Below are 19703 nucleotides of genomic sequence, written 5' to 3' on the forward strand. Positions count from 1 at the left end.
TATCCAAAAGACATTTTCAGATTTGACTGTCTACCGACGTTCCTTTTATATCATTTGATAAAAGACTGAGTCTGTTAAGTATATTGGTAATCTCTGTATTCACAGCATTCTGGGTATCTTCCATAGATGTAGCATCGGAAATAATCGTCTTTTCTACATCACCAAGATCCATCCTGTTTGCATCTTCACGCTCACGTCTGGCAACCGCCTTTTTGATATCAGCACTGGTCCTTCCGCTTTCAGCAGCATGCTCCTTGATATTTTCTATCATTTCCTGCTGCGCTGCCTCTTTCTCAAGCTTCTTGGCCTCTTCCTTCTTTTCTTCTTTCTTTTTTTCGGAAGCTTCTTTTGCAGCTTCTTCGCGCTCCTCCTGCTCTTCATCGACATGTTCTACAGCTTCCTGTGTCAAAAGAGCTATCGTCTCGCCATTTGCTGCTTCCATAATGTCCTCAGCAGCATCCTGGGCTTTAAGCATATCCTGGGACTTGGCACGCTCTGATTTCATGTCAGCATAACCCTGAACATTGGCCATCTGCATGGCTTTTGCATGATCTATGTCAAGCGAGTTCTGTTGGTTTGTAGTCACATAGTAAAGAGCCTTCTGCTGATATTCTGAAAGCCTGCTCATTTCTTCATCAGAAACTCCTACATTTGGATTTCTCATCTTGGCAGCCAGCACCGACAATTCTTTGTGTTCTTTGCTGTCCGGATCAATACCATATTCTTCCTGGAGTTCTTTTAGCTTGGCATCATTTTCTCTTGTATCAGCACTCTTCTCATTGATCTCATCCTGCAGGCGCTTTATCTCATCCTTGATTCCCTGCATCTGTGCGTCAAGTTTCTTTTCTCCGCCAAAAGCATCGGACACGACTTTAAGAGCCTGCTTCTTTGCAAGGCCCTGTCTCTGAGCTATCAGGCTATCTCCTGTGAGATTTGCTCCTGATATCGTTGTGCTGTTTTTATTATTAGTATGTGATTTAGACGCAGAATTTACGCCAGTCTGATCCTGTAAAAAGTTATTCTGCACTTCCATGTTCTGCTGTATCTTCATGAAGCACCTCCTTGTGACATCCAAATGAACATAATTACAGCTTTCTACTTATATATCGACTTAAAATAAAACAATCTTAACCCTTTGGATTGAAAAACTTGCTAAATATTGTTTTCCTAATCTTCATATCGGTTCTGCATAGTTCCCATTAAAGACCACTTGCATGAATAGACGTTATTATGTCATGAAAAGACATTTTCCGGTGTCAATATGTAGCCATTAGGCAATTACCTGCTTAAAACCGTCCATAAAGTGTAAACTGACCAATAGTTCTCTGATTCCAAGGATATAGTTTTCATGCCATCAGAGAATAAATATACACTTCCTGCTTGCTCTTGAAACTCAAGACCACTACTGTCAGAAATATATTGTAGTAATTCCTGACACTCACCACGTCGGGAAATGTATACCGGTCCTTCAGCTTCAACATTCACCTTTACGTAGGGGTATTCCTCAGTAATTGCTGATGCAGCATGTAGGTATGGAAGTGGATTTCCTTTCTGAAAAATTTCTGATGAATAGCAAAAGAATACTGCTCCGATAGTTACTACTACAGTTATCACTATCAAAATTGTTCTTAATGGCTTTGTTTTCTTGCTCTTGTTAAGATTATTCATCAACGAACTCCATATGCCCTGTGTCATAACCACAATCTATTTTTACCTTTTTTATTTCATGATCTGACTCCCCAGATGTCGGGACAGGATATGTAAAATATAGTGTATTTTCTTCCCATGAAAAATATGGTTCATCAGTTGACGTTGCTGTGTAGAACCATTCTTCAAATATACAATTTATATTTCTGTCAGTGCCATTAATTGTGTCATTTAATATGATCCCATTAGCACCTTTTTCTTTACTGATTATTCCATATGCCCTATATCTTCCGGTAGAATCTTCTGCCATATCTACGAGAATATCTGCATCTTCTTTAAATTCTATCGTATTATTCCAGGGCACCGGTTTATACTCATATTCATTTAAAACCCGGTCAATAACAGCGCTGTAACTATTATCAGCAGGTTGATCATTGTCATATTCTATACATTCTTCATCTTTCTTTTCCGCTATAAACACAGCTGTTGGGCCATCAGTAGTGTCGATTCCAAGTTTTTCAAAATCAATTGTCGGCTCTTCCTTTGCCCCACAGCCGAATAGCAACATAATTGAAACAACTCCCAATAATACAATTCCATATTTTCTCATATATTCATTCTCCAAAAATTTTTTAGTAATTGTTCTAAATCTTCACATTTTCATTATACCGCCATGTCCACTTTTTCAATCATTACAGTGCACGAATAGGCACCAAAATGTCATAAATGGACGGTTGAAGCCAAATCACCCATCATGAAGTGAAGTTAATTATACTGCTTTAAGATGCCAGGTAGTGAAAGTCAACTACCTGGCAAATAATAGTTCAAACTATGCTGATAATGCAATTATACTTATAAAGCATTTTACTTATCAAATATCAAAAGCCACATCTTCTCCGATATCGTAGCTGTGGAGTACGTTCTCCTGAAGCTTTTCCCTGAAATCCTTAGTCACAGGATAAGCAATGTCCTTGAACTGAGGCTTTCCGTTCTCATCAGTTGTCTTCATCTTGTAGCTGGGCATAGAGATGAAAAGATTACCTGCCTTGCTCTCCACGATAGAGATATTCCTGACAGCAAAGCTGTTTCCAAATGTTACTGTTGCTACTCCCCTTACTCCGTTTGTAGGCTCCTGAAGTGCCTTTGTTCTGATATCAATTCTCATAATAAAAATCCCCCTCATAATGAAATTGTTTGTTGTTATACTTTTGTAGTTTTCTTAAAATGCTCAAGATCTTTTTGCTCTGGGCGGTTACTCCGGGACGACCATTGCCGCTGGCAAGGTCGCATGCAAGCAATGCATTTGTCGGACAAATGCGATTTTCGCTTTTACAACGAGGCCTCCGACCTCGAGCTACGGCTAGGCTTCGCCTTTGCCTTTTCTTCTTTTTCCTGCTCTTCTCTAGAGAGCAAAAGTTCAAGACTCTTTCTCGCGATAAGATAATCCTTCCGCTCTTTTCTTAGCTGCACATACTGCTGAAAATCAGGTCTGTTGGCTTCGATAAGTTCTCCATATTCCCTACGAAGGTCAGCCAGTTTTGGGATCTTTCCTCCAGGGACTTTTTCAAAAACTGCCTTTGCATCCTTATGGGCCTGGATCTCTTTTTCATGTTCAGCGAGGAACTGTTTGCTATAACCGCTCTCCCTATAGGCAGTGTAAACATCACTGGTTTTGGAGTAGGTGATTATGGCATTCTGAAGTTCTTTGTTATCGGCCATTTTCTGATTTCTTTCTTTGACGCGGTTATTAAGTTCCTCAATTTCTGCGTCCATGGTATTGGTCTTTTTCACCAATTCTTCGAAAGATGAAATGCCATGTTCCTCCAAAAACAGAAGCACCTTGGCACGCTGCTTTAGGTTAAATTTCCTGGCCCAGTTCTCATAGCCTTTGCCCTTTCCTTCCCGCATCTTTATCTCGATATCAACAAGAAAGCTCAGGCTATTATAGTCAAGGCCATGACTACTGCCATGTGCGTTCATACGACTATGACTTTTAACCCGCTGCTCATATCTGGACTCTATAACGCTGAGATTATTCTCAAGACAGAGCATGTCAGAGATTCTGGAAAGCACGTAACTTGAAAAATACATGTTCCTGAATCTGCTTTTTCCATCAATAGCCACAGCGTTGAACACCACATGATTATGAATGTGATGTTTGTCCGTATGAGTAGTTACAATAAAAGCATGCTTGCCCTTAGTGAACTTCATGGCTAGTTCATAACCTATCTCATTTGCTCTTTCCGGAGTAATCTCTCCCGGCTTAAATGCCTGCCTGATCTGATAAGCAATCACGTCATTTTTGTGAGGTTTCCGGACATTATCCTCATAGATTTTTCTTGAAAGAAGGAACTGTTCTGTTACGGAATTAGGATCACAGCCATAGGTACTTACATACTTTTCGTCCTCTGTTTTTCTGGAATCCCTGACATAATCGATGCTGCGATCAAGACACTCTCCAACAGATTTTGACTTCACATGATGGAGCGGAATAAGCATTGTCGCTGCCATGATAATCCCCCCTTTCTAAAAAAGGGCATAAGAAAAGCAGCCCATATTTTGCAAATACAGACTGCTCTCATGCCTTACTATATTGAATTACTATGATCAGATTTCGTGATAAAACTCGATAACCCTGTCCAGAAAGTAATCACTGTAGCCAAGTACAAGCATCACTGCTGCAATCATCATTGCCGCGATAAAAGTCATGCACACTCCAAACAGGCAGTGGGTAGTGATGTTATAAATGATGATCACAATCCCCAAAAGGAACGCAACACCCGCCACAAGACCGGATACATTTACAATGACTTTTACAAAAAGACTCAGTGTAAAAAGGATCAGAAATACCGGGAACAAAACAACCTTCAAAATAAATCTCACAATACTCATGGCAATTACCTCCGTGATGTCTAAACAAATGATGCCTACAAAACCATGATATGATCAGCAAGTGTATCTGAAAAGTTTGTCGATTATCTTATCTGTGAAAATGCCAGCATCATACTTTTGGTATGCCCCCAGATTTCATCAAGACGCTTTTTCAGGTTTTCGATATCTGCAGCATACACCTCTCCAAAAGCATTTGCTTTTTTCGCATATTGGTTCAGATTGTTGGAACACATACGCAGAAGATATACGATCTCTCCAAAGTCATCTGTCTTTAGTTTCACGCAGTATCCATCCAGCATCATCTTCCTGATATAAAGGCTCATGCTCCCTACACCAACTTCATTCATTTTAGCGAGAAGTCTGGTGTACTCCTTATCTGTCAATCTCACGGTAACTTTGTGCACGCGCTCTGGCATTTCGTTTTTTCTCCTTTGCGATTTCTTCATCTTCGACGGCTTTTTGCCTGGCTGCATCATATTCCCTGGCTCTCTTTACAGATAGTTCAGAAGAATAATCATCATCAGGATCATCTTCGCCATCATCAGGAACAGCATTGATCAGACCATCAAAGTTATTATCATTGGCCTCTATCGCGTCCTCTGCAGCCTTAAGATAATTCTTCCCGGAACGCATTGTATGTTCCTCCAGGATAGCCTCTTCCTGCTCCGTGAGTTCTTCCTCTTTGTGGATCCGGTCATTAGCAATATCAAGTCCGCTCATCAGATCACCCCCTTAGCCTTTTTGTAGTTATCCAATTTCTGAAGAACAGAAGGTCTGCCATCGATCTTGCCCTTCTTGATCATCTGTTTCTTTTTCTGGGCTTTCTTTTTGGCATCAACTACCTCCCCCATCCTGAAGCTGTAGTTGGAGAGACGACTTGTGATCATCTCCACCTTTTCTTCCCCAGTTATATCCTGAGCTATAGCATTCTCAGCCATTGCAATCATCTCCTTTCATAAAAACGGCAGTCACGTGCTGAGTCAGCGCGCAACCACCGTCGCAAAAGATTAAGCCTTAATCCTCAGGCTTTTCATTTATGGTTTCTGCATTATCCAGCGCTCCACCGGTCTCTTCATCTTCGTTATAGTCCTCATCAGGATCCTTCTTTTCTTTTTTGCCAAAAGAAAAATCCTCTCTGTTACTGTAAAGATAGAAACCTCCAGCACAGCCAAGGATTGCGATAATAACAAATATGATCAGATTGGAGTTATCCTTCTTGGGTTCCTCCTTTGGAGGTTCTTCTTCCACCGGTTCCTCTACTACAGGCTCCGGTTCAGGTTCTTCCTCTTCTTCCATAAGTTCAGCTATTTCCTCGTCATCCATAAGCGAAAGCAGATCTCTCTCATCAACGAGATTTAAGAAGTGAACTGTGTTCTCACCCTCATCATCACGGTCGATGATGATATAAAAGATGTTTCCACTCTTGGAAGACACAGTGATGAACTGCTTACCGCTTTTGTTTGGATCGCCATAATCATCAATGATGGTAAGATTACCATCAGGAGTAAGAGGCCCCATGGGTTCTTCCACTTCCTCCACAGGCTCAGGTGGAATAATTTCCTCTTCCTCCACTACCTCCGGATCAACATAAGCCAATGACGTGATAGGCGAAAACGATAACGCCATGCAAATGCTGCTTAAAGCGAGTACTGCTGTTTTAAACTTCCTCATCTTCGAGTTCCTCCTCATCTGTATTTCCGCTGACTATATCGCCAACAGATTTGCCCCCAGGCAGATTGTCCTTTGTGTAGGCAATCAGCTTCTGAAGACCTTCAGGAGTTATGTCAGCTGCTTTCATCATTTCATGAACTGCAGCCATCTCTTCCTCCTGGCATTTCTTTTCCAGAACTCTGACTCTTGCATCAGCCTCGGCTCTGCGCCCCCTTGCCTTTGCAAGTTCGGCTTTATATCTGTCTAATCTCTCAAACATAATCTCCTCCTCATGGTTTTACTGGTCTTCCATAACATAGGAAATGATTTCTCCAGTACTTGGTGTTGATTGATGTGTAGGATATGGGATTGCCACAGTGGAGCATCATGCCATCACCAGCATAGATGCCAACATGACTTGCCCCGGGAGTGTCATAAGTTCTCTCAAAAAAGATAAGATCTCCCGGTTTTGCATCTGAAGGCGATACATAAGCGCATCTTTTTCTAAGTCCCTGAGCTGTAGTTCTTCCCACACTGTAGCCACAGTGATTTAATACCCAGCAAACATACCCCGAACAGTCAAAACCAGTAGTTGGATTACTGCCTCCCCAAACATATTCCCTGCCAAGGTACTTCTCAGCTTCAGCTATCATAGCTGCAAACTGTGCATCAGTGAGAGCATCTCCGGGAACATGATAGTCCTCAGGGTCCTCAAGGTCAGAATAGATATCTGCGAAAAGATACTCCTTGTTGCCCTTCGTCATTAGCAAAAGATCATAGTGAGATTTCTGCTTTGAAGTAAGCCCCATCTCCTCTATGACTTTACCAAGGCTACGGTTATCCAATTTTACCTTCAGGATTTTTACTGTGTACTCCTCTTCCTCCTCGTAGGTGTATTCTTCTTCATAACCACCTTCAGGATAAGAATCGTCATCTACCCATCTGGTTCCAGTCTTTTCTACAGTACGTGTCCGCTTCTCAGTCCTGGACTTATATGTCAGCTTGTACTGCTTTTCAAAGAGCTTTTTTATGATAGGCTTCATATCTTTTCTCTTGAAATCATCATATTTGACTGTAAGATACGTGATGAGTTCATAAGGGTTATGCCCTATCTCATCAAGCTCGTACTCATACTCGTCATATCCCGGGTATAGTGTCTCAGTATCGTCTATTTTCTTCTTAAGTTCCTTTTCCAGCTTACGATAGTCCGTTTCTACACCATGAATATCCTCATCATACGCAGTGTATGTGGAGACCAGGGTTCCATCAGACATAGTAGGAACCATCATGGCGCAGCTGGATACCATAGCTGATAACAGAACAATGATCAGAACGACAATAACTATTGCGAGAATCAGCTTGGGATTCCCTTTTACAAAGTTTGCGAGTGCAGCAAGAGCATCGCCTATCTTTTCAGATATTTTGTTTATTGCATCCTCCAGCCATGTTGCTCCCCGCTTTGCAGCCTCACGCTCTTTTTCCCTCTGGTAGTAAGACTTACGGTTTCTTTTTTTCTGAGCTGCTCTGGACTTTGCATTTGAACCATCCTTGGGATTCTGCTCATTGGCATGCTTCTTTTCTTCTTTATGCTGACGTTTAAGCTTTCTTTGGTAGATGCCTTCGTTGATCTTGTCCGTAGCTTCATGAACTGCGGAGGCTCCCTCATGAACCACATCCCCCGATACGTTCTTATCATCCCTGCAGTCACTGCTACCCGCAGCCACTACTTCCGCTGCTGCACCTATAACAGTATTTCCCACAGTAACTACTGTGTCTGCAGCCTGTAATGCTTTGATTCTGGCACTCTCAGCCTTCATTTGAGCCTTTACACCAAGCATTTCTTCTGACTCAGCTCTGCCCCTAAGAACCTTCTTACGCTCCGGATCCGGCTTTTCCTCAGTGTCCTTTGAGCCAACACCAACTCTACTTTTTTTCAGCTTTTTCCCATACTCTTCTTTAAGGGCGGACTGCGTCCGGAACTTCTCTCTGAAATGCTCCCTATCATTCAAATCGTTATGCCCCCTTTTCTTCTTTGTATTTCACAAGATCTGATGGACGGGTGGTGAGAATCCTGTAAAGCTCTATATCCTTAGGGAAGTGATCTACAAACGGCAGGATCACATTTCCAAAAAACAAAAGCCCTTCACCTTCTCCGGCCTGTGTGACATGGGATAACTGGTGTGGGCTTATATTGAGCTTTTGTGCAAGAACTGTTCTATCACCTGCCGCCTGATTGAGCATATAGATAAATTCGCAGTTCTCGAGGATATTCTCGATTTCCGCAGAGGCCAAAAGGTCCTTCACGTTCTGAGTTATTGCGGTCGGGATGCCTCCCCATTTACGGAAACGTTTGTAAATCTCTACGCTGTAGCTTGCGGTCTGCTTCTCACGAAGAAGCAGATGGAACTCGTCCATATAGTAACGGGTACTCTTTCCGGAATCTCGGTTAGCAGAAACTCTGCCCCAGACCTGGTCCTCAACAATCAGCATTCCTAGCTTTTTGAGCTGATTACCAAGGTCTTTGATGTCATAGCAGATAATCCTGTTATTGATATCAACGTTTGTCCTGTGGTTAAAGACATTGAGGGAACCGGAAACATATATTTCCAGTGCTGTTGCCAGATTGTGCGCTTCTTTCTCATCCTGCTTAAGGAGTTCATTGTATAGATCTTCCAAAAGAGGCATGTTCTCAGGACGCGGATCATTGAAATACTTGTTGTATATCTTATGAACACATCTGTCGATAACAGTCCTCTCTATGGGCATCAGTCCGTCTCTTCCTCCGATAACAAGCTCACATAAGGACAGGATAAATTCTGCCTTAAGTGCTACAGGATTGTCATCATCTGAATAGTTCTGGTTGATATCCATGGGATTGATATACTGGCTGGAATTGGCGCTGATCTTGATGACCTGCCCGCCGAACTTCTGCACAAGAGGTGCATACTCGGCCTCTGGATCACATACTATGATGTCATCGTCCGTAGAGAGCATAACATTGGCTATCTCCCTCTTTGCAGCAAAAGACTTTCCGGAACCTGGTGTGCCAAGGATAAGGCCGTTAGGGTTCTTAAGTTTCTTTCTGTCAGCCATGATCAGGTTATTGGAAAGAGCATTAAGACCGTAATACAGAGATTCCTCTCCCTCCTGGAATAACTCCTGAGTGGTGAAAGGGATCATGATTGCTGAGCTTGAGGTTGTCATGCCGCGCTGTATCTCGATGTGGTTATGAGCAAGAGGAAGGCTACTCATAAGCCCCATCTCCTGCTGATAGTCAAGACGAACCAGCGTGCAACTGTGTTTCTGTGCTATACTCTTTGCCTGGAACACATTGTTTTCGAGCTCTCTCAGAGTCTTTCCGGTATTCATGATAAGAAACGTTATCATGAACATTCGCTCATTCTGGCTCTGCAGCTCCCTCAGAAGAGACTTGGCGTCTTTGCCGTATGTGGCAAGATCTGAGGGAATTATGTCCATATCATAACCGGAACGGACAGCCTTTTTCTGCTCTTCGATTTTACTTCTATCAAGCTCTGTAATGGTGTGCTTAACCTTCTTTATGGCTGTATTCTGGTCTACAGACTGCATGTGGATTGTAAGAACCTGTGATGAATCCATGGAAAGAAAATCACAGAGCATCTCATCATTTATTTCTGATGCAGTGATAGACAAAAAGCTCATAGCGCAGTACATATCTCCCATCTCGAATGTTTTCTTTGTGGGAAATGCAATACTGCTGGGAACGATAAAGTCCTTAGGTCCAAGTCCACGCTCCGTACACCACTTCCAGTCAAACATGAATCTGTCATCATCTCCCATGTGGAAGATCGCATGCATGACTTTCAGTCTCTCTTTTCCGTTAAGACTGTTGGCAAACACTCCCAGGTGCTTGAAGTTATTGAGAACATCAGTCTCTATTCGGGCCAGTCTTGGCTTAGCTTCTCTTATGGAAGCTGCGTGGATACCGAAAGTAAGGTACTTGGTCTTTGTAAGGCCGTTATTACCTTTTTCGAACTGACTCTTTAGTACTGATGAATACTGATCTCTTACGTCGTTGAAAGTATCATGCCTAAGTGGTATTCTGATACTCTTTTCAAACTTTGTGCCATCTGTACTGACATTAAGGAAGGTCAGGGAAAACTCAACAGAGCTGTCAAAGAAGTTAAGAAAACTGCACCACTCCTCAAAAATGGTTGTCTTATCTTCTTCCTGTGCCAGCTTATAGTTGATGTCCTGAAACTGGATGGTTTTGGAGTAAAAATCTCCTTCTTCCCTGCAGATACCGCTTGGAAACATTCTCTCAAATGTTACGGACTCCTGTGCGGAGTGCGGCACCTTATCAGCCTTCTTGGCATCATCTATGACCTTTTTTATCTTTTTCTTTTCCTCAGATGAGAGGCGAACCGGAACTTTCAGGTCACGTTTTCTTTTCTTTCTGAACAAAGGAAATAACAATGTCCTCCACCTCCTCATATAGTTTTTTCTGCCTCATGAGGGCAGCGAAATAATTATTGGTCCTGTAAGGACGCTCCTTGGGTCTTTTGAATCGCCACTGGATCATGTGCTTAAGGATGGTCTCACAGTTCATACCATCTTTTTCGTATAGAGCCACGAAGAAGAACGGCAACATAAGCACCATCATTACGAGCGTTGCTCCGCTAACATCTTCTGAAAGCTTTTTTACAAAGAAAAAAGACGGAACTCCTACGAGTGCCGCCAGTGAAAAGCAGATGATCTGTCTTTTGGTGAGATTCAGGAACAGTTTTTCCTTGACCCTTGAAAGATCCCTGGGGACCGAAACAAAATTTGCCATGGTTTTTGCCCCCTTGTCTTACCTTGCATTAAATATGCTCTTTGAGATGGAACTTGTCTTCAGAAGTGAGAAGCATAAAAGAACCGTATATCCCAATACTCCCCACATAGATCCGACTATGTCGGTTGAGAATGCAACTGAACTTATCAGCGCTGCATAGATAGCCACACATACCATGATAAGGAATCCCTGAAAGCCCAAAGCGAACAGGCCTCTTACATAGTTCTGTCCCATCTGGCTCTGCTCTCTGTTCCCGAATGTCGCAAACGGAATAGGCGCAAGACTTATGGTCAGATAGATTTCCAGCATACGTCCATAAACAACTACAAATATGAATGCAGCAAGAATCCTTGTTGCCAGGTTTACAAACATTACCTGGAAAAACATGCCAAAGAGTGCTGCCATATCCATTGCTTCCAGAGTTGACCTCATGGTCGCAAGCGCAGAGTCGTCTATTGCGGTTGACGCTGCAATAAGTCCTCCGCTGCTTCTTACCACATGCTGGGCAACATCAAATACCGCCATGGTAAAGTCAAAGCAGTGAGTGATCAGCATGACTGCAACATAGGTCTTAAAAAGCCATTTGAAGAAAATCCATGTCTCAAAGTTAGCCAGGTTATTATGAGCTGTGATTAGCTGTATCAGTTCATAGCAGGCAATAAAGGTTAGCACCATACCCGCTATCGGCATGATTACAGTTTCCGATAGGTTACGTATCATGCTAAAAACACTGGGCTGAAATGCATCAGGAGTCATTCCTACCTGTGTTGTGATATCAGCCACGTGGTTATTCACGTCCTGAAACATACCTGCCATAACGCTCATAACACCATCTACAAGTACAGACTTAAGCCAGGCGGCGAGCTCTTCTACTACTCTATCCATAGATTGCCACCTTTCTGTTTTTTATAGGTGGGGACTGGTCGCGCCAGCCCCCGAACAATATTCAGTTTTCAGTCCTGCATCTTGCTATAGCGCGGCAGGCCGCGCTCCCCTCCCAGGAATCAGAAGAGTCCTGAGAGAAGAGGAATGAGCTTAATACCGATGAGGCAAACACCTCCACCTGCCATCAGCTGCTTGATTCCCTGGCTCTTAGCTCCAGGGTTGTCATTGCCATACCCCTCGAGGAGGTTGATAATGCCCCAAACACCAAGGCCTGCGCCAAGTGCTACAACAAGTGTCTGTAAAACTCCTACCGCTGAATTGAAGAATGCCATAATTCGTTTTCGCCCAAAAATTCAGCTTCATACAACATACTTCATAATCGCTCTACTTCAATAAACAACCTTCATCCGAACTAATTGAACCTTCGGACTACTCTCCTTTCTTGAAATGAAATTGATTAGTAGTTTCGTTATGCTCTCATCCCATGCGCGCCTGTTCGAGGGCATAAAAATAGACCAGTAAGTACCGGACGTCTCCGGCCTTTGCTGGTCTATGTAAATTCTTTGTGAAATATTTCCAACTTATATTGACTTAAGTACCGATTATGTTATTCTAGACTTAGCAGTGAACCCTACTGTGAGTGGGAGCTATTAAAGCAGTGAACCCTACTGTGAGTGGGAGCTATTAAAGCGGTGAATCCTACCGTTAAGTGGAAGCAAATGAGGGCTGCACTTGTTGCAGCCTTCTTATATTTTGGAGGAGTATGAATCAAGAAAAGCTATATCTGTACACCATGGACATGAAATATGTTCGCAATCTTCATTCTGCTGATGACAGGGTGCAATCAGTATCTCCGCAGATTCACAAGAGTAATAGACCGTTTGTTGGTGTAGTCGTTATTTGTGGCGAGCATCAGTACTGCATTCCCTTGGATCACCCAAAGCCAAAACATTTGACAATGAAAAATGATATTGATTTTACAAGGATTTTTCATGATGAAAAGTTAATAGGTGTTATGAACTTTAATAATATGATTCCTGTTGACGATTCAGTGATCACTAAAATGAATGTAAAAATCAATAAAAATGATTCTGCTGAGACAAAAGCATATAAGAATCTATGTTCTAACGAGCTTGATTGGGTGCAGAAGAATCAGGATGCAATAATCAAAAAAGCAAATAAGCTTTACGATATGATTAATTCTGACAAAGCTAATAACAATCTCCGAAAACGGTGTCTTGATTTCAAAAAACTTGAAGGCGTTTTGGCCAAGTGGAAAGCAAATAAACAGAAATGATTTTGAGCGGAGTATAGCAATATACCCCGCCCTTTCTTTATGCTTCTACAACGTCATAAAGATCTTCATCCTTAAGAGACATTCTCGGCTTCAGGTTCTTTGCGATATCGTATTTATTCTTTTTGTCGTACTCGCCAGTCTCCTTATAGTGTGGATGCTGTGTTACATCATACTTATCAGAGAAGAACGGCCTTACTCCACGAAGCTGCAAGATACACTTACCCCCATCCATAACAGCAAGCTCATCCATGGTCATGAGGTCTTTTCCTGTTTTCTGATAATTCATAGAATAAGACGGATTGTTGCCTCTGCTTTCTCCGGTGTTGTACATGTCGATGGTTTCCTTACCGAGCATCTGGCTTAGATCCTTAAGCGTAGTCTGCTCAGTACCACCAAGGAAGAGCTGTGAATCCATATTTCCGATTATGGTATCACAGTGGTCTTTGTAGATTGCCTTGAGCTGTGACTTTGCCTGAAGGAACAGGCAAGCGCTTATCTCACGACTTCGAATTGTGGCTACAAGCTTTTCCAGGTTAGGTATCTGGCCAACATTGGCTGTCTCATCTATAAGGCATCGCACATGAATCGGAAGCTTTCCGCCATAGACATCATCCGCCTTTTCGCATAGCAGGTTGAACATCTGAGTGTAGATAAGAGCTATAAGGAAATTGAATGTCGGATCAGTATCACTCATGATAAGGAACAGTGCAGTTTTCCTGTCTCCAAGCATATCAAGGTCAAGTTCATCATACCTTGTAATATCTCTTAGCTCCTGAATATCAAAAGGCGAAAGTCTTGCTGCACAGCTTATGAGCACTGATTTCATAGTCTTGCCGGCAGCAACTTTGAATTTTTTATATTGCCTAACAGCAAAGTGATCAGGACTATCTTTTTCCAAATCTCTGAAGAGCATATCCACCGGGCTCATATAATCCTCATCATCTTCCCTGACATCTGAGGCGTTTATAAGCTCCAGAAGAGTATTGAAATTCTGCTCTTCATATGGTGCGACATAATAGATATATCCGATCAAAGCTGTATATAACAGCGTCTCTGCTTTTGTCCAGAACTCATCACCTGATTTGCCTTCACCTTTGGTGTTGGATATCAATGCGTTTACCAGCTTCAGGATGTCTTTTTCCGAGTGGATATAACGGAATGGGTTGTAGTGTGCACTCTTTCTGAAATTTATGGTGTTAAAGACTTTAATCTCGTAGCCATGTCTTTTCAGACATTTCCCTGTCTTGACCACAAGGTCCCCCTTGGGATCAGTAACCACATAAGAACTGTGCATTTGTAATAAGTTCGGCAACAGGAAAAACCTCGTTTTACCAGAACCGGAACCACCTATGATAAGCACATTCTTATTTCTGGCGTACTTTGGAATCTTAGGTCTGCTCTCCATTGTTAGCCTCTCTGTCTGAGTGAGTATCACATTATCCTCAAACTTAGGAGCTATGAATGGCTCAATGTCCTGTGGTGTTCCCCATCTCGCAGTTCCATACTCAGCGCCATGCCTGTACTTCTTGGCATTTTTCCCCTTAAGATATACCGCCAGCTTAAATATACCGCCGATAGTAGCACCGACCGCAATATCAAACGGATGAAAACTTGGTATTGGATTGGATAATGCAGCTGGGAGCATATCAAAAAGATGATTTATCTTCTCAGATACATTTGCTCCGGAGGCAATCCTCCATGCTTCTCCGAAGTTAGTAGCAAATAGTCCTGCCATCACATATGGGATGTTTAGAATGATAATACGTTTCTGTTTCTTAGTCATCGCACCATCTCCTTTACTCGGATTTTTGCTTTTGTGATCTGTTCCTTGGATACCTCCTTATAATGCTCAAGCTGTTTTAGTACGCTTGGCTTCTGCTTTTGAAATGCTTTAGTTTTCTCAAACTCATCCATGACCGCTTCCAGCGCATCAAGGTCTTTTGCCTTAAAGAACACTGTATACTTCGGTGGATCAACGAACTTGTCCTTTGTTATGGCAAAATCAACACCATAGCGCTTGGCAATTCGTTCGAACTGGCTAATACTTTCATCACCAACAAGCATACTGGTCACCCCCTGGTCTTGGCTGATTAGCTGCTTGACCGTCTGCTTTCCACGATATCTCTTTGGCCCCATCATCTCTTTATGACGTTTGTAACTGATATATGCCCTGACTGCTCCTACTATAGCCCTCCATGAAAGCTTAGTTACCGAAACAGCCAGGTTTATGGTTTTCTCTTCTACCGCCTCCTGCATAAGAAATCCCCCCTTTCAAATGCTACTGCAATTGCTGCTCCCGCATTCGTTTCTTCTGCCATTGGTCTAGGAGCTTAACTATAGTGTCCTCCATCTGTTTTGGTGTATAGCTCTTTGGAAAATACTTTTTTAGGACATCGTTCTTGATCGTAACTCTGTCCACATCTGACTTCTTTTCTTCTGACATGATTACATTCATAGCCTCCTGTGTTATTCCTTCCTCCTGAGACATCTTTTTGATTCGCTGTGCCTGGGATAAAGATGGCGTGGACTGCGAGAAGTCCATGGCTTCTAACAGGCGTCTTTGCTCATCCTCATCAAGGTATGACAACTCAACGGCTGGATTTAAGCCAATTTGCTTGTTATCGACCATATCTAATATTTCAGGCAAAAGATAAGTCAACCTAATATATCGTTGAATCTGGTTTCTACTTACTCCACTTTCTTCTGCCATTATTTGGTCAGACCTTAACTTTGTCCCAATTTGGGACGAAGTTAAATCTCCTCTTGCCCCCTGATGCTTTATCGCTTCCAACTTCATTCTAAACGCCCATGCCCGCTCACTTGGAAGTAATGTCTCTCTCTGTAAATTGGCATCTACCATCAAAATGGTCGCTGCATCATCATCAAGCTCTCTCACGATGCAAGGTAGCGTCTCTTTTCCAGCAATCTCCGAAGCATGACATCTTCTGTGACCTGACACAATTTCATATCCACCTTCATCTCTCGGTCGTACAATTGCCGGAGTGAGTACCCCGTATTCCTTGATGCTTTCCACAGTTTTATCCATCTCTTCATCATCCAGAACCTTAAAGGGATGGTTTTTAAATGGATAAAGCTCCGATAAAGGAATATCCTTAACATGTTCTTTCCCCTGTTCATCCGCAGTCTCTTTTGCACGATCAGGAGCACCGCCAAAAATGTCATCATAACTCGAAAGCTGAATGTTTCCGCGCGATTTCTGCATTCTTCAGTACCTCCTTCGTAAGATTTCTATAAGCCTCAGCCACCTTTCCCTTAGGATCGTGCCTGAAAATACTCTCTCCTGCGGCACTTATCTCAGCTGCTCTTACTGAATGCGGAATTTCTGTGTCATATACCCTGATCTTGCCGCCATACACGTTCCTTACAAGGTCACTTATCTCTTTTCCATAGTTGGTTCTTCCGTCCACCATGGTAAGAAGAATACCATCAATCTTAAGTCCCGGATTCATCTGTCTTTTTACCTTACTGACAGTCTGAAGCAGAGCCTCCAAGCCCTTTGCTGAAAGATACTGTGCCTGCATTGGGATTATGAGCCTGTCTGCTGCTGTCATGGCATTGATTGTTAGCATTCCAAGTGACGGATTGCAGTCGATCAGAACGACGTCATAGTCTCTCTTTACGCTGTCCAGATATTCCTTGAGGATTCTTTCTCTTGCCATGACATTTACAAGTGACACCTCCATTCCCGCCAGTGAAATATTGGCAGGTAGGAGATCCACTCCCTCCTTATTGTGGATTATTCCTTCACCGGGCTCCAAAGGTACTTCCTGAAGGACTTTACTCATGATATCCGTTACTGTGACCGGAATATCATCAGTCTTTGGATATCCAAGGCTTATAGTAAGAGAGCCCTGCGGGTCAAGATCAACCAACAGGACTCTTTTGCCTTCATTCGCAAGGCCAATTCCTATATTCTCTGTACTCTGTGTCTTCCCTGTTCCACCTTTCTGGTTGACCAGAGCGTAAACTGTTCCTCTACTCATCTTCATCATCTCCTGTGTTTAAATCTGCCCCATAGCCATGTCATGATTAACTTGGGTCTCATAATGGGTTTCTATCGTAAGTGGCGCGTTATACAGTGCTGCAATAAGATATTGCCTTGTGTTACGTACTTCTGTAGTGTTCCTGCTTAGAGAATCAAGTACATAAGCGATATGCTCATACTCAAGCTTTTCAAACTGTCTTTTAACCAATCCTGCCGGTTTCCTGGCTCCGCCTACAACGTAATAGTCTGCTTTTCCTGCAAGGACATCAACCATAAGGTCTGCAATCTCATTGATCAGCTTAGAATCCAGAGGATATCGTTCTTCAAGGCTACAAATATCTATGTTGCTGTGGACAGTCCTGATAATCTCATCCAATTCACTTTCACTATCCCCTCTCTTCTCATCTCTTCTATCTTCTTCGTTTCGGGATATACTTCCTGAAGGTGGATATATCTTTATGGGATTAGAAGAGAAAGGAACAGATTCAGTATTATTAGAATCAGTATTATTATTCTCAGTATTAATACATTCCGTTTTTGAGAATTCTAGGGTTCTGCTTTCCGGAATTCTAGAACTATCATTTTGAGAATTCTGCTTTTGAGAATTCTGGTTTTCAGAATTCTTATTTTGAATACGCTTTTCTCTTGGTTCCGAACAATCTGAAAGGATCTTCTTCACATAAATAAGCTGAGCTTTCCCCTGGCCTTTATTGTCTTTTTCTATAAGTCCCACCTCTATAAGCTGCTTTAATGTGTTACAAGCCTTTGTATTAGCGCAGCCAAGAGTACTTACTATCTCAGCAATCGTATATATGATAAAAACTCTCCCCTGCTTATCAAACCAGTTATTCTCAATGGAAAGACTCATCCTGTCGAGCAAAAGTCCATAAAGGATTTTGGCATCACTTGTAAGATCTTTAAATCTGCCATCGGTAAACAGCAGCTTCGGTACCCTTATAAAGCTAAAAAGGTCAGCTTCCTGACCATAAAAGTATTCAAACTCGCACATTCTCATCATTCCTCTTTTTCTCAAGAATCTTACGGGTGCACCAGCCAATGCATGGCCAGTGCGCTCCGTAAGGACAGTCCTTTTCACACGGTTTACGCGTCTGCTTGTTTCTCTTAATGACGTAGAAGCACTCAGAATGTCTGGTGCAAACGCCCTTACTTGTCCCGAAGTAGCAGTCTCTGCAATCTTCAGGCTTATCAGCCGCGTAGTATTCCATTAGATTGCTTCGCCTCCCCTGTCTCTGTGAGGCTTAATAACTTCCTTAGCCCTGTCTGCCTTAGATATATCAATATCCTTTGTAGCAGTCCTCTCATCGAATTTCTCTGCCAGCTCAAATACCTTAGTCTCAGCGTCATAGTGATAAACGCTGTCAGTGAGCTGCTCTGTGATATCGACTGTGGTTGCATTTACTTCTCTTACCATCTGCTCAAGGCTTGCTGTATCGAACTTTCCGTTATCCGGAATGATGAGAACTTCATGGATACTGCTGGGCAAAATATAAAAGCTGCCTCCAGCCCTTTCCGCAGCCTGATCCATGAAGTTCTGATAAGCGATTACTCCTGCCCCATGGACATTTCCTTCCACGGAAGCAACAAACATCTGCTCCTGTTCAGGTGGAATGTTAAAACCGAGCATCTCAAGATCCTCAACCCCCATCTGCTTAGCAAGGACTTCTGCCATACCCTCAATAACCAGAGGTCTGATCTCAGGAGCATTTTTTAGTGCATCCTCATGGAGCTGAGTTGCTGTGATGCCATAGTTATCAAGCATCTGATTTGTGACAAGGATTGAACCGGTTCCTGAAAGAGGACCTTCTGAAATAATGAATCTGTAGACTACAGCCATGTCCTCTATTTCCTTATGAGGCACTGTCTCAAGAGTGCTTCTGTTTCTATCAGCAGAAACAATCTCAATAGCCAGTGTGGACTTCATCTTGTCGTAATCTTTGATTGAATCAAGATCAAAGTCCGGTCTGTTGTCCAGTGCCTCTGTTGCGATGTCTGCAGCCTTTGTCACTATGGAATCATAACTGGTGCCGTTCTGATACTCCTGATAGAGATTATCCAGGTTTAGATTAACCCCGATCTCACCGTCATCAGGCTTTACTGTAAGCCCCTCATAGGTCTCATTCATTTTTTCCACGGTTCTGGCTTCTACCGTAAACTCTTTTTCTGTGTTCGCCTCAAGCTTCTCCTTTACATCTGTCGCAAAACTGTTCTTAAACTCATCAAAATTCATGCATTGTTCCTCCTGTGAATTGAATAATGGTTATTACCCTTTTCTGGGCAAGAAAAAAGAGCAATCTTCCATTGCCGGAAAACTGCCCTATGTAATAACATATGCCATTATTCTCTTTTAGAGGCTCTACAGGAGCTTTTTATCTGTCATCCTACTTGTCATCTTTTCCGTCATCTTTTTGTCCCAAAATAGACCAAATTTGATGATTCTTGATAACACTCCACAAACAAAGTGAAGCCACCTAAAACAGCATGAATACTAACAA

The 19703-nt window shown here is 42.5% G+C and carries 24 protein-coding genes; 1 reads left to right on the top strand and 23 read right to left on the bottom strand.

Annotated elements, in window-relative coordinates:
• Positions 1-16: 16 nt before the first annotated feature.
• The 16 genes from D6855_RS04440 to D6855_RS04515 form a co-directional block, all read right to left on the bottom strand.
• Positions 17-1051, bottom strand: a complete 1035-nt coding sequence (locus D6855_RS04440; protein ID WP_120738482.1) for a hypothetical protein — start codon at positions 1049-1051, stop codon at positions 17-19.
• A gap of 227 nt (positions 1052-1278) precedes the next feature.
• Complete coding sequence (locus tag D6855_RS04445; RefSeq protein ID WP_120738484.1) at positions 1279-1668, bottom strand: hypothetical protein; 390 nt, start codon at positions 1666-1668, stop codon at positions 1279-1281.
• Positions 1661-2257: a hypothetical protein gene (locus D6855_RS04450; protein ID WP_120738486.1), complete on the bottom strand. Its 597-nt coding sequence runs from the start codon at positions 2255-2257 to the stop codon at positions 1661-1663. Before D6855_RS04450 ends, D6855_RS04445 begins: the two co-directional genes overlap by 8 nt.
• Before the next feature lie 261 nt (positions 2258-2518).
• Positions 2519-2812, bottom strand: coding sequence for a SpoVG family protein (locus tag D6855_RS04455; protein WP_158589465.1), 294 nt, complete (start codon positions 2810-2812; stop codon positions 2519-2521).
• A 164-nt stretch (positions 2813-2976) separates the two neighbouring features.
• Positions 2977-4158, bottom strand: a complete 1182-nt coding sequence (locus D6855_RS04460; RefSeq protein ID WP_120738489.1) for a relaxase/mobilization nuclease domain-containing protein — start codon at positions 4156-4158, stop codon at positions 2977-2979.
• A 96-nt stretch (positions 4159-4254) separates the two neighbouring features.
• Positions 4255-4539 (bottom strand): hypothetical protein, encoded by a 285-nt coding sequence (locus D6855_RS04465; RefSeq protein WP_120738491.1) that lies wholly within the window; start codon positions 4537-4539, stop codon positions 4255-4257.
• A gap of 83 nt (positions 4540-4622) precedes the next feature.
• Positions 4623-4955, bottom strand: a complete 333-nt coding sequence (locus tag D6855_RS04470; RefSeq protein ID WP_120738493.1) for a plasmid mobilization protein — start codon at positions 4953-4955, stop codon at positions 4623-4625.
• Positions 4912-5259 carry a DUF4316 domain-containing protein gene (locus tag D6855_RS04475; protein ID WP_120738495.1) on the bottom strand — a complete coding sequence of 116 codons (348 nt, stop codon included), beginning with the start codon at positions 5257-5259 and terminating at the stop codon, positions 4912-4914. Before D6855_RS04475 ends, D6855_RS04470 begins: the two co-directional genes overlap by 44 nt.
• Entirely contained in the window at positions 5259-5477 is a 219-nt protein-coding gene (locus D6855_RS04480; RefSeq protein WP_120738497.1) for a hypothetical protein, read from the bottom strand. The genes D6855_RS04475 and D6855_RS04480 overlap by 1 nt, the downstream gene beginning before the upstream one ends.
• A 76-nt stretch (positions 5478-5553) precedes the next feature.
• On the bottom strand, positions 5554-6210 hold the full coding sequence (locus tag D6855_RS04485) for a DUF4366 domain-containing protein (RefSeq protein WP_120738499.1): 657 nt from the start codon (positions 6208-6210) through the stop codon (positions 5554-5556).
• The gene (locus D6855_RS04490; RefSeq protein WP_120738500.1) at positions 6197-6469 is read right to left on the bottom strand and encodes a DUF4315 family protein; all 273 of its coding nucleotides are present in this window, start codon (positions 6467-6469) and stop codon (positions 6197-6199) included. Before D6855_RS04490 ends, D6855_RS04485 begins: the two co-directional genes overlap by 14 nt.
• A gap of 10 nt (positions 6470-6479) precedes the next feature.
• A complete protein-coding gene (locus D6855_RS04495) occupies positions 6480-8198 on the bottom strand; it encodes a C40 family peptidase (RefSeq protein ID WP_120738502.1) in 1719 nt (572 codons plus the stop codon).
• Between the two features lie 4 nt (positions 8199-8202).
• Positions 8203-10605: a VirB4-like conjugal transfer ATPase, CD1110 family gene (locus D6855_RS04500; protein ID WP_442861346.1), complete on the bottom strand. Its 2403-nt coding sequence runs from the start codon at positions 10603-10605 to the stop codon at positions 8203-8205.
• 1 nt (position 10606) lies between these two features.
• Positions 10607-11002: a PrgI family protein gene (locus D6855_RS04505; protein ID WP_120738506.1), complete on the bottom strand. Its 396-nt coding sequence runs from the start codon at positions 11000-11002 to the stop codon at positions 10607-10609.
• Between the two features lie 18 nt (positions 11003-11020).
• Positions 11021-11887, bottom strand: a complete 867-nt coding sequence (locus tag D6855_RS04510) for a VirB6/TrbL-like conjugal transfer protein, CD1112 family (protein ID WP_120738508.1) — start codon at positions 11885-11887, stop codon at positions 11021-11023.
• 119 nt (positions 11888-12006) lie between these two features.
• Positions 12007-12219 carry a Maff2 family mobile element protein gene (locus tag D6855_RS04515; protein ID WP_120738510.1) on the bottom strand — a complete coding sequence of 71 codons (213 nt, stop codon included), beginning with the start codon at positions 12217-12219 and terminating at the stop codon, positions 12007-12009.
• 431 nt (positions 12220-12650) lie between these two features.
• Between D6855_RS04515 and D6855_RS04520 the strand changes: the two genes are divergently transcribed.
• A complete protein-coding gene (locus D6855_RS04520; protein ID WP_120738512.1) occupies positions 12651-13184 on the top strand; it encodes a type III toxin-antitoxin system ToxN/AbiQ family toxin in 534 nt (177 codons plus the stop codon).
• A 37-nt stretch (positions 13185-13221) separates the two neighbouring features.
• Here D6855_RS04520 and D6855_RS04525 read toward each other — a convergent pair whose 3' ends face one another.
• Genes D6855_RS04525 through D6855_RS04555 form a run of 7 tightly spaced genes read right to left on the bottom strand, consistent with a single transcriptional unit; the run spans position 13222 to position 19438 of the window.
• On the bottom strand, positions 13222-14967 hold the full coding sequence (locus D6855_RS04525) for a VirD4-like conjugal transfer protein, CD1115 family (protein WP_120738514.1): 1746 nt from the start codon (positions 14965-14967) through the stop codon (positions 13222-13224).
• On the bottom strand, positions 14964-15440 hold the full coding sequence (locus D6855_RS04530; RefSeq protein WP_120738516.1) for a PcfB family protein: 477 nt from the start codon (positions 15438-15440) through the stop codon (positions 14964-14966). The genes D6855_RS04525 and D6855_RS04530 overlap by 4 nt, the downstream gene beginning before the upstream one ends.
• 22 nt (positions 15441-15462) lie before the next feature.
• Entirely contained in the window at positions 15463-16407 is a 945-nt protein-coding gene (locus tag D6855_RS04535) for a ParB/RepB/Spo0J family partition protein (RefSeq protein ID WP_120738518.1), read from the bottom strand.
• On the bottom strand, positions 16367-17188 hold the full coding sequence (locus tag D6855_RS04540) for a ParA family protein (protein WP_120738520.1): 822 nt from the start codon (positions 17186-17188) through the stop codon (positions 16367-16369). The genes D6855_RS04535 and D6855_RS04540 overlap by 41 nt, the downstream gene beginning before the upstream one ends.
• An 18-nt stretch (positions 17189-17206) precedes the next feature.
• Positions 17207-18199 (bottom strand): DUF6017 domain-containing protein, encoded by a 993-nt coding sequence (locus D6855_RS04545; RefSeq protein WP_158589466.1) that lies wholly within the window; start codon positions 18197-18199, stop codon positions 17207-17209.
• Positions 18186-18416, bottom strand: a complete 231-nt coding sequence (locus tag D6855_RS04550) for a hypothetical protein (RefSeq protein ID WP_120738524.1) — start codon at positions 18414-18416, stop codon at positions 18186-18188. Before D6855_RS04550 ends, D6855_RS04545 begins: the two co-directional genes overlap by 14 nt.
• On the bottom strand, positions 18416-19438 hold the full coding sequence (locus D6855_RS04555; RefSeq protein WP_199712401.1) for a DUF5688 family protein: 1023 nt from the start codon (positions 19436-19438) through the stop codon (positions 18416-18418). Before D6855_RS04555 ends, D6855_RS04550 begins: the two co-directional genes overlap by 1 nt.
• Positions 19439-19703 lie beyond the last annotated feature (265 nt).

Origin of the sequence: Butyrivibrio sp. CB08 (assembly GCF_003625485.1) — a bacterium.
GTDB lineage: Bacteria > Bacillota > Clostridia > Lachnospirales > Lachnospiraceae > Butyrivibrio.

Bases quoted from the DNA above. Each gene is read 5' to 3' on its own strand.
- D6855_RS04440 (WP_120738482.1), bottom strand. From the start codon at position 1,051: ATGAAGATACAGCAGAACATGGAAGTGCAGAATAACTTTTTACAGGAT.
- D6855_RS04445 (WP_120738484.1), bottom strand. From the start codon at position 1,668: ATGAATAATCTTAACAAGAGCAAGAAAACAAAGCCATTAAGAACAATT.
- D6855_RS04450 (WP_120738486.1), bottom strand. From the start codon at position 2,257: ATGAGAAAATATGGAATTGTATTATTGGGAGTTGTTTCAATTATGTTG.
- D6855_RS04455 (WP_158589465.1), bottom strand. From the start codon at position 2,812: ATGAGAATTGATATCAGAACAAAGGCACTTCAGGAGCCTACAAACGGA.
- D6855_RS04460 (WP_120738489.1), bottom strand. From the start codon at position 4,158: ATGGCAGCGACAATGCTTATTCCGCTCCATCATGTGAAGTCAAAATCT.
- D6855_RS04465 (WP_120738491.1), bottom strand. From the start codon at position 4,539: ATGAGTATTGTGAGATTTATTTTGAAGGTTGTTTTGTTCCCGGTATTT.
- D6855_RS04470 (WP_120738493.1), bottom strand. From the start codon at position 4,955: ATGCCAGAGCGCGTGCACAAAGTTACCGTGAGATTGACAGATAAGGAG.
- D6855_RS04475 (WP_120738495.1), bottom strand. From the start codon at position 5,259: ATGAGCGGACTTGATATTGCTAATGACCGGATCCACAAAGAGGAAGAA.
- D6855_RS04480 (WP_120738497.1), bottom strand. From the start codon at position 5,477: ATGGCTGAGAATGCTATAGCTCAGGATATAACTGGGGAAGAAAAGGTG.
- D6855_RS04485 (WP_120738499.1), bottom strand. From the start codon at position 6,210: ATGAGGAAGTTTAAAACAGCAGTACTCGCTTTAAGCAGCATTTGCATG.
- D6855_RS04490 (WP_120738500.1), bottom strand. From the start codon at position 6,469: ATGTTTGAGAGATTAGACAGATATAAAGCCGAACTTGCAAAGGCAAGG.
- D6855_RS04505 (WP_120738506.1), bottom strand. From the start codon at position 11,002: ATGGCAAATTTTGTTTCGGTCCCCAGGGATCTTTCAAGGGTCAAGGAA.
- D6855_RS04510 (WP_120738508.1), bottom strand. From the start codon at position 11,887: ATGGATAGAGTAGTAGAAGAGCTCGCCGCCTGGCTTAAGTCTGTACTT.
- D6855_RS04515 (WP_120738510.1), bottom strand. From the start codon at position 12,219: ATGGCATTCTTCAATTCAGCGGTAGGAGTTTTACAGACACTTGTTGTA.
- D6855_RS04520 (WP_120738512.1), top strand. From the start codon at position 12,651: ATGAATCAAGAAAAGCTATATCTGTACACCATGGACATGAAATATGTT.
- D6855_RS04525 (WP_120738514.1), bottom strand. From the start codon at position 14,967: ATGACTAAGAAACAGAAACGTATTATCATTCTAAACATCCCATATGTG.
- D6855_RS04530 (WP_120738516.1), bottom strand. From the start codon at position 15,440: ATGCAGGAGGCGGTAGAAGAGAAAACCATAAACCTGGCTGTTTCGGTA.
- D6855_RS04535 (WP_120738518.1), bottom strand. From the start codon at position 16,407: ATGCAGAAATCGCGCGGAAACATTCAGCTTTCGAGTTATGATGACATT.
- D6855_RS04540 (WP_120738520.1), bottom strand. From the start codon at position 17,188: ATGAGTAGAGGAACAGTTTACGCTCTGGTCAACCAGAAAGGTGGAACA.
- D6855_RS04545 (WP_158589466.1), bottom strand. From the start codon at position 18,199: ATGTGCGAGTTTGAATACTTTTATGGTCAGGAAGCTGACCTTTTTAGC.
- D6855_RS04550 (WP_120738524.1), bottom strand. From the start codon at position 18,416: ATGGAATACTACGCGGCTGATAAGCCTGAAGATTGCAGAGACTGCTAC.
- D6855_RS04555 (WP_199712401.1), bottom strand. From the start codon at position 19,438: ATGAATTTTGATGAGTTTAAGAACAGTTTTGCGACAGATGTAAAGGAG.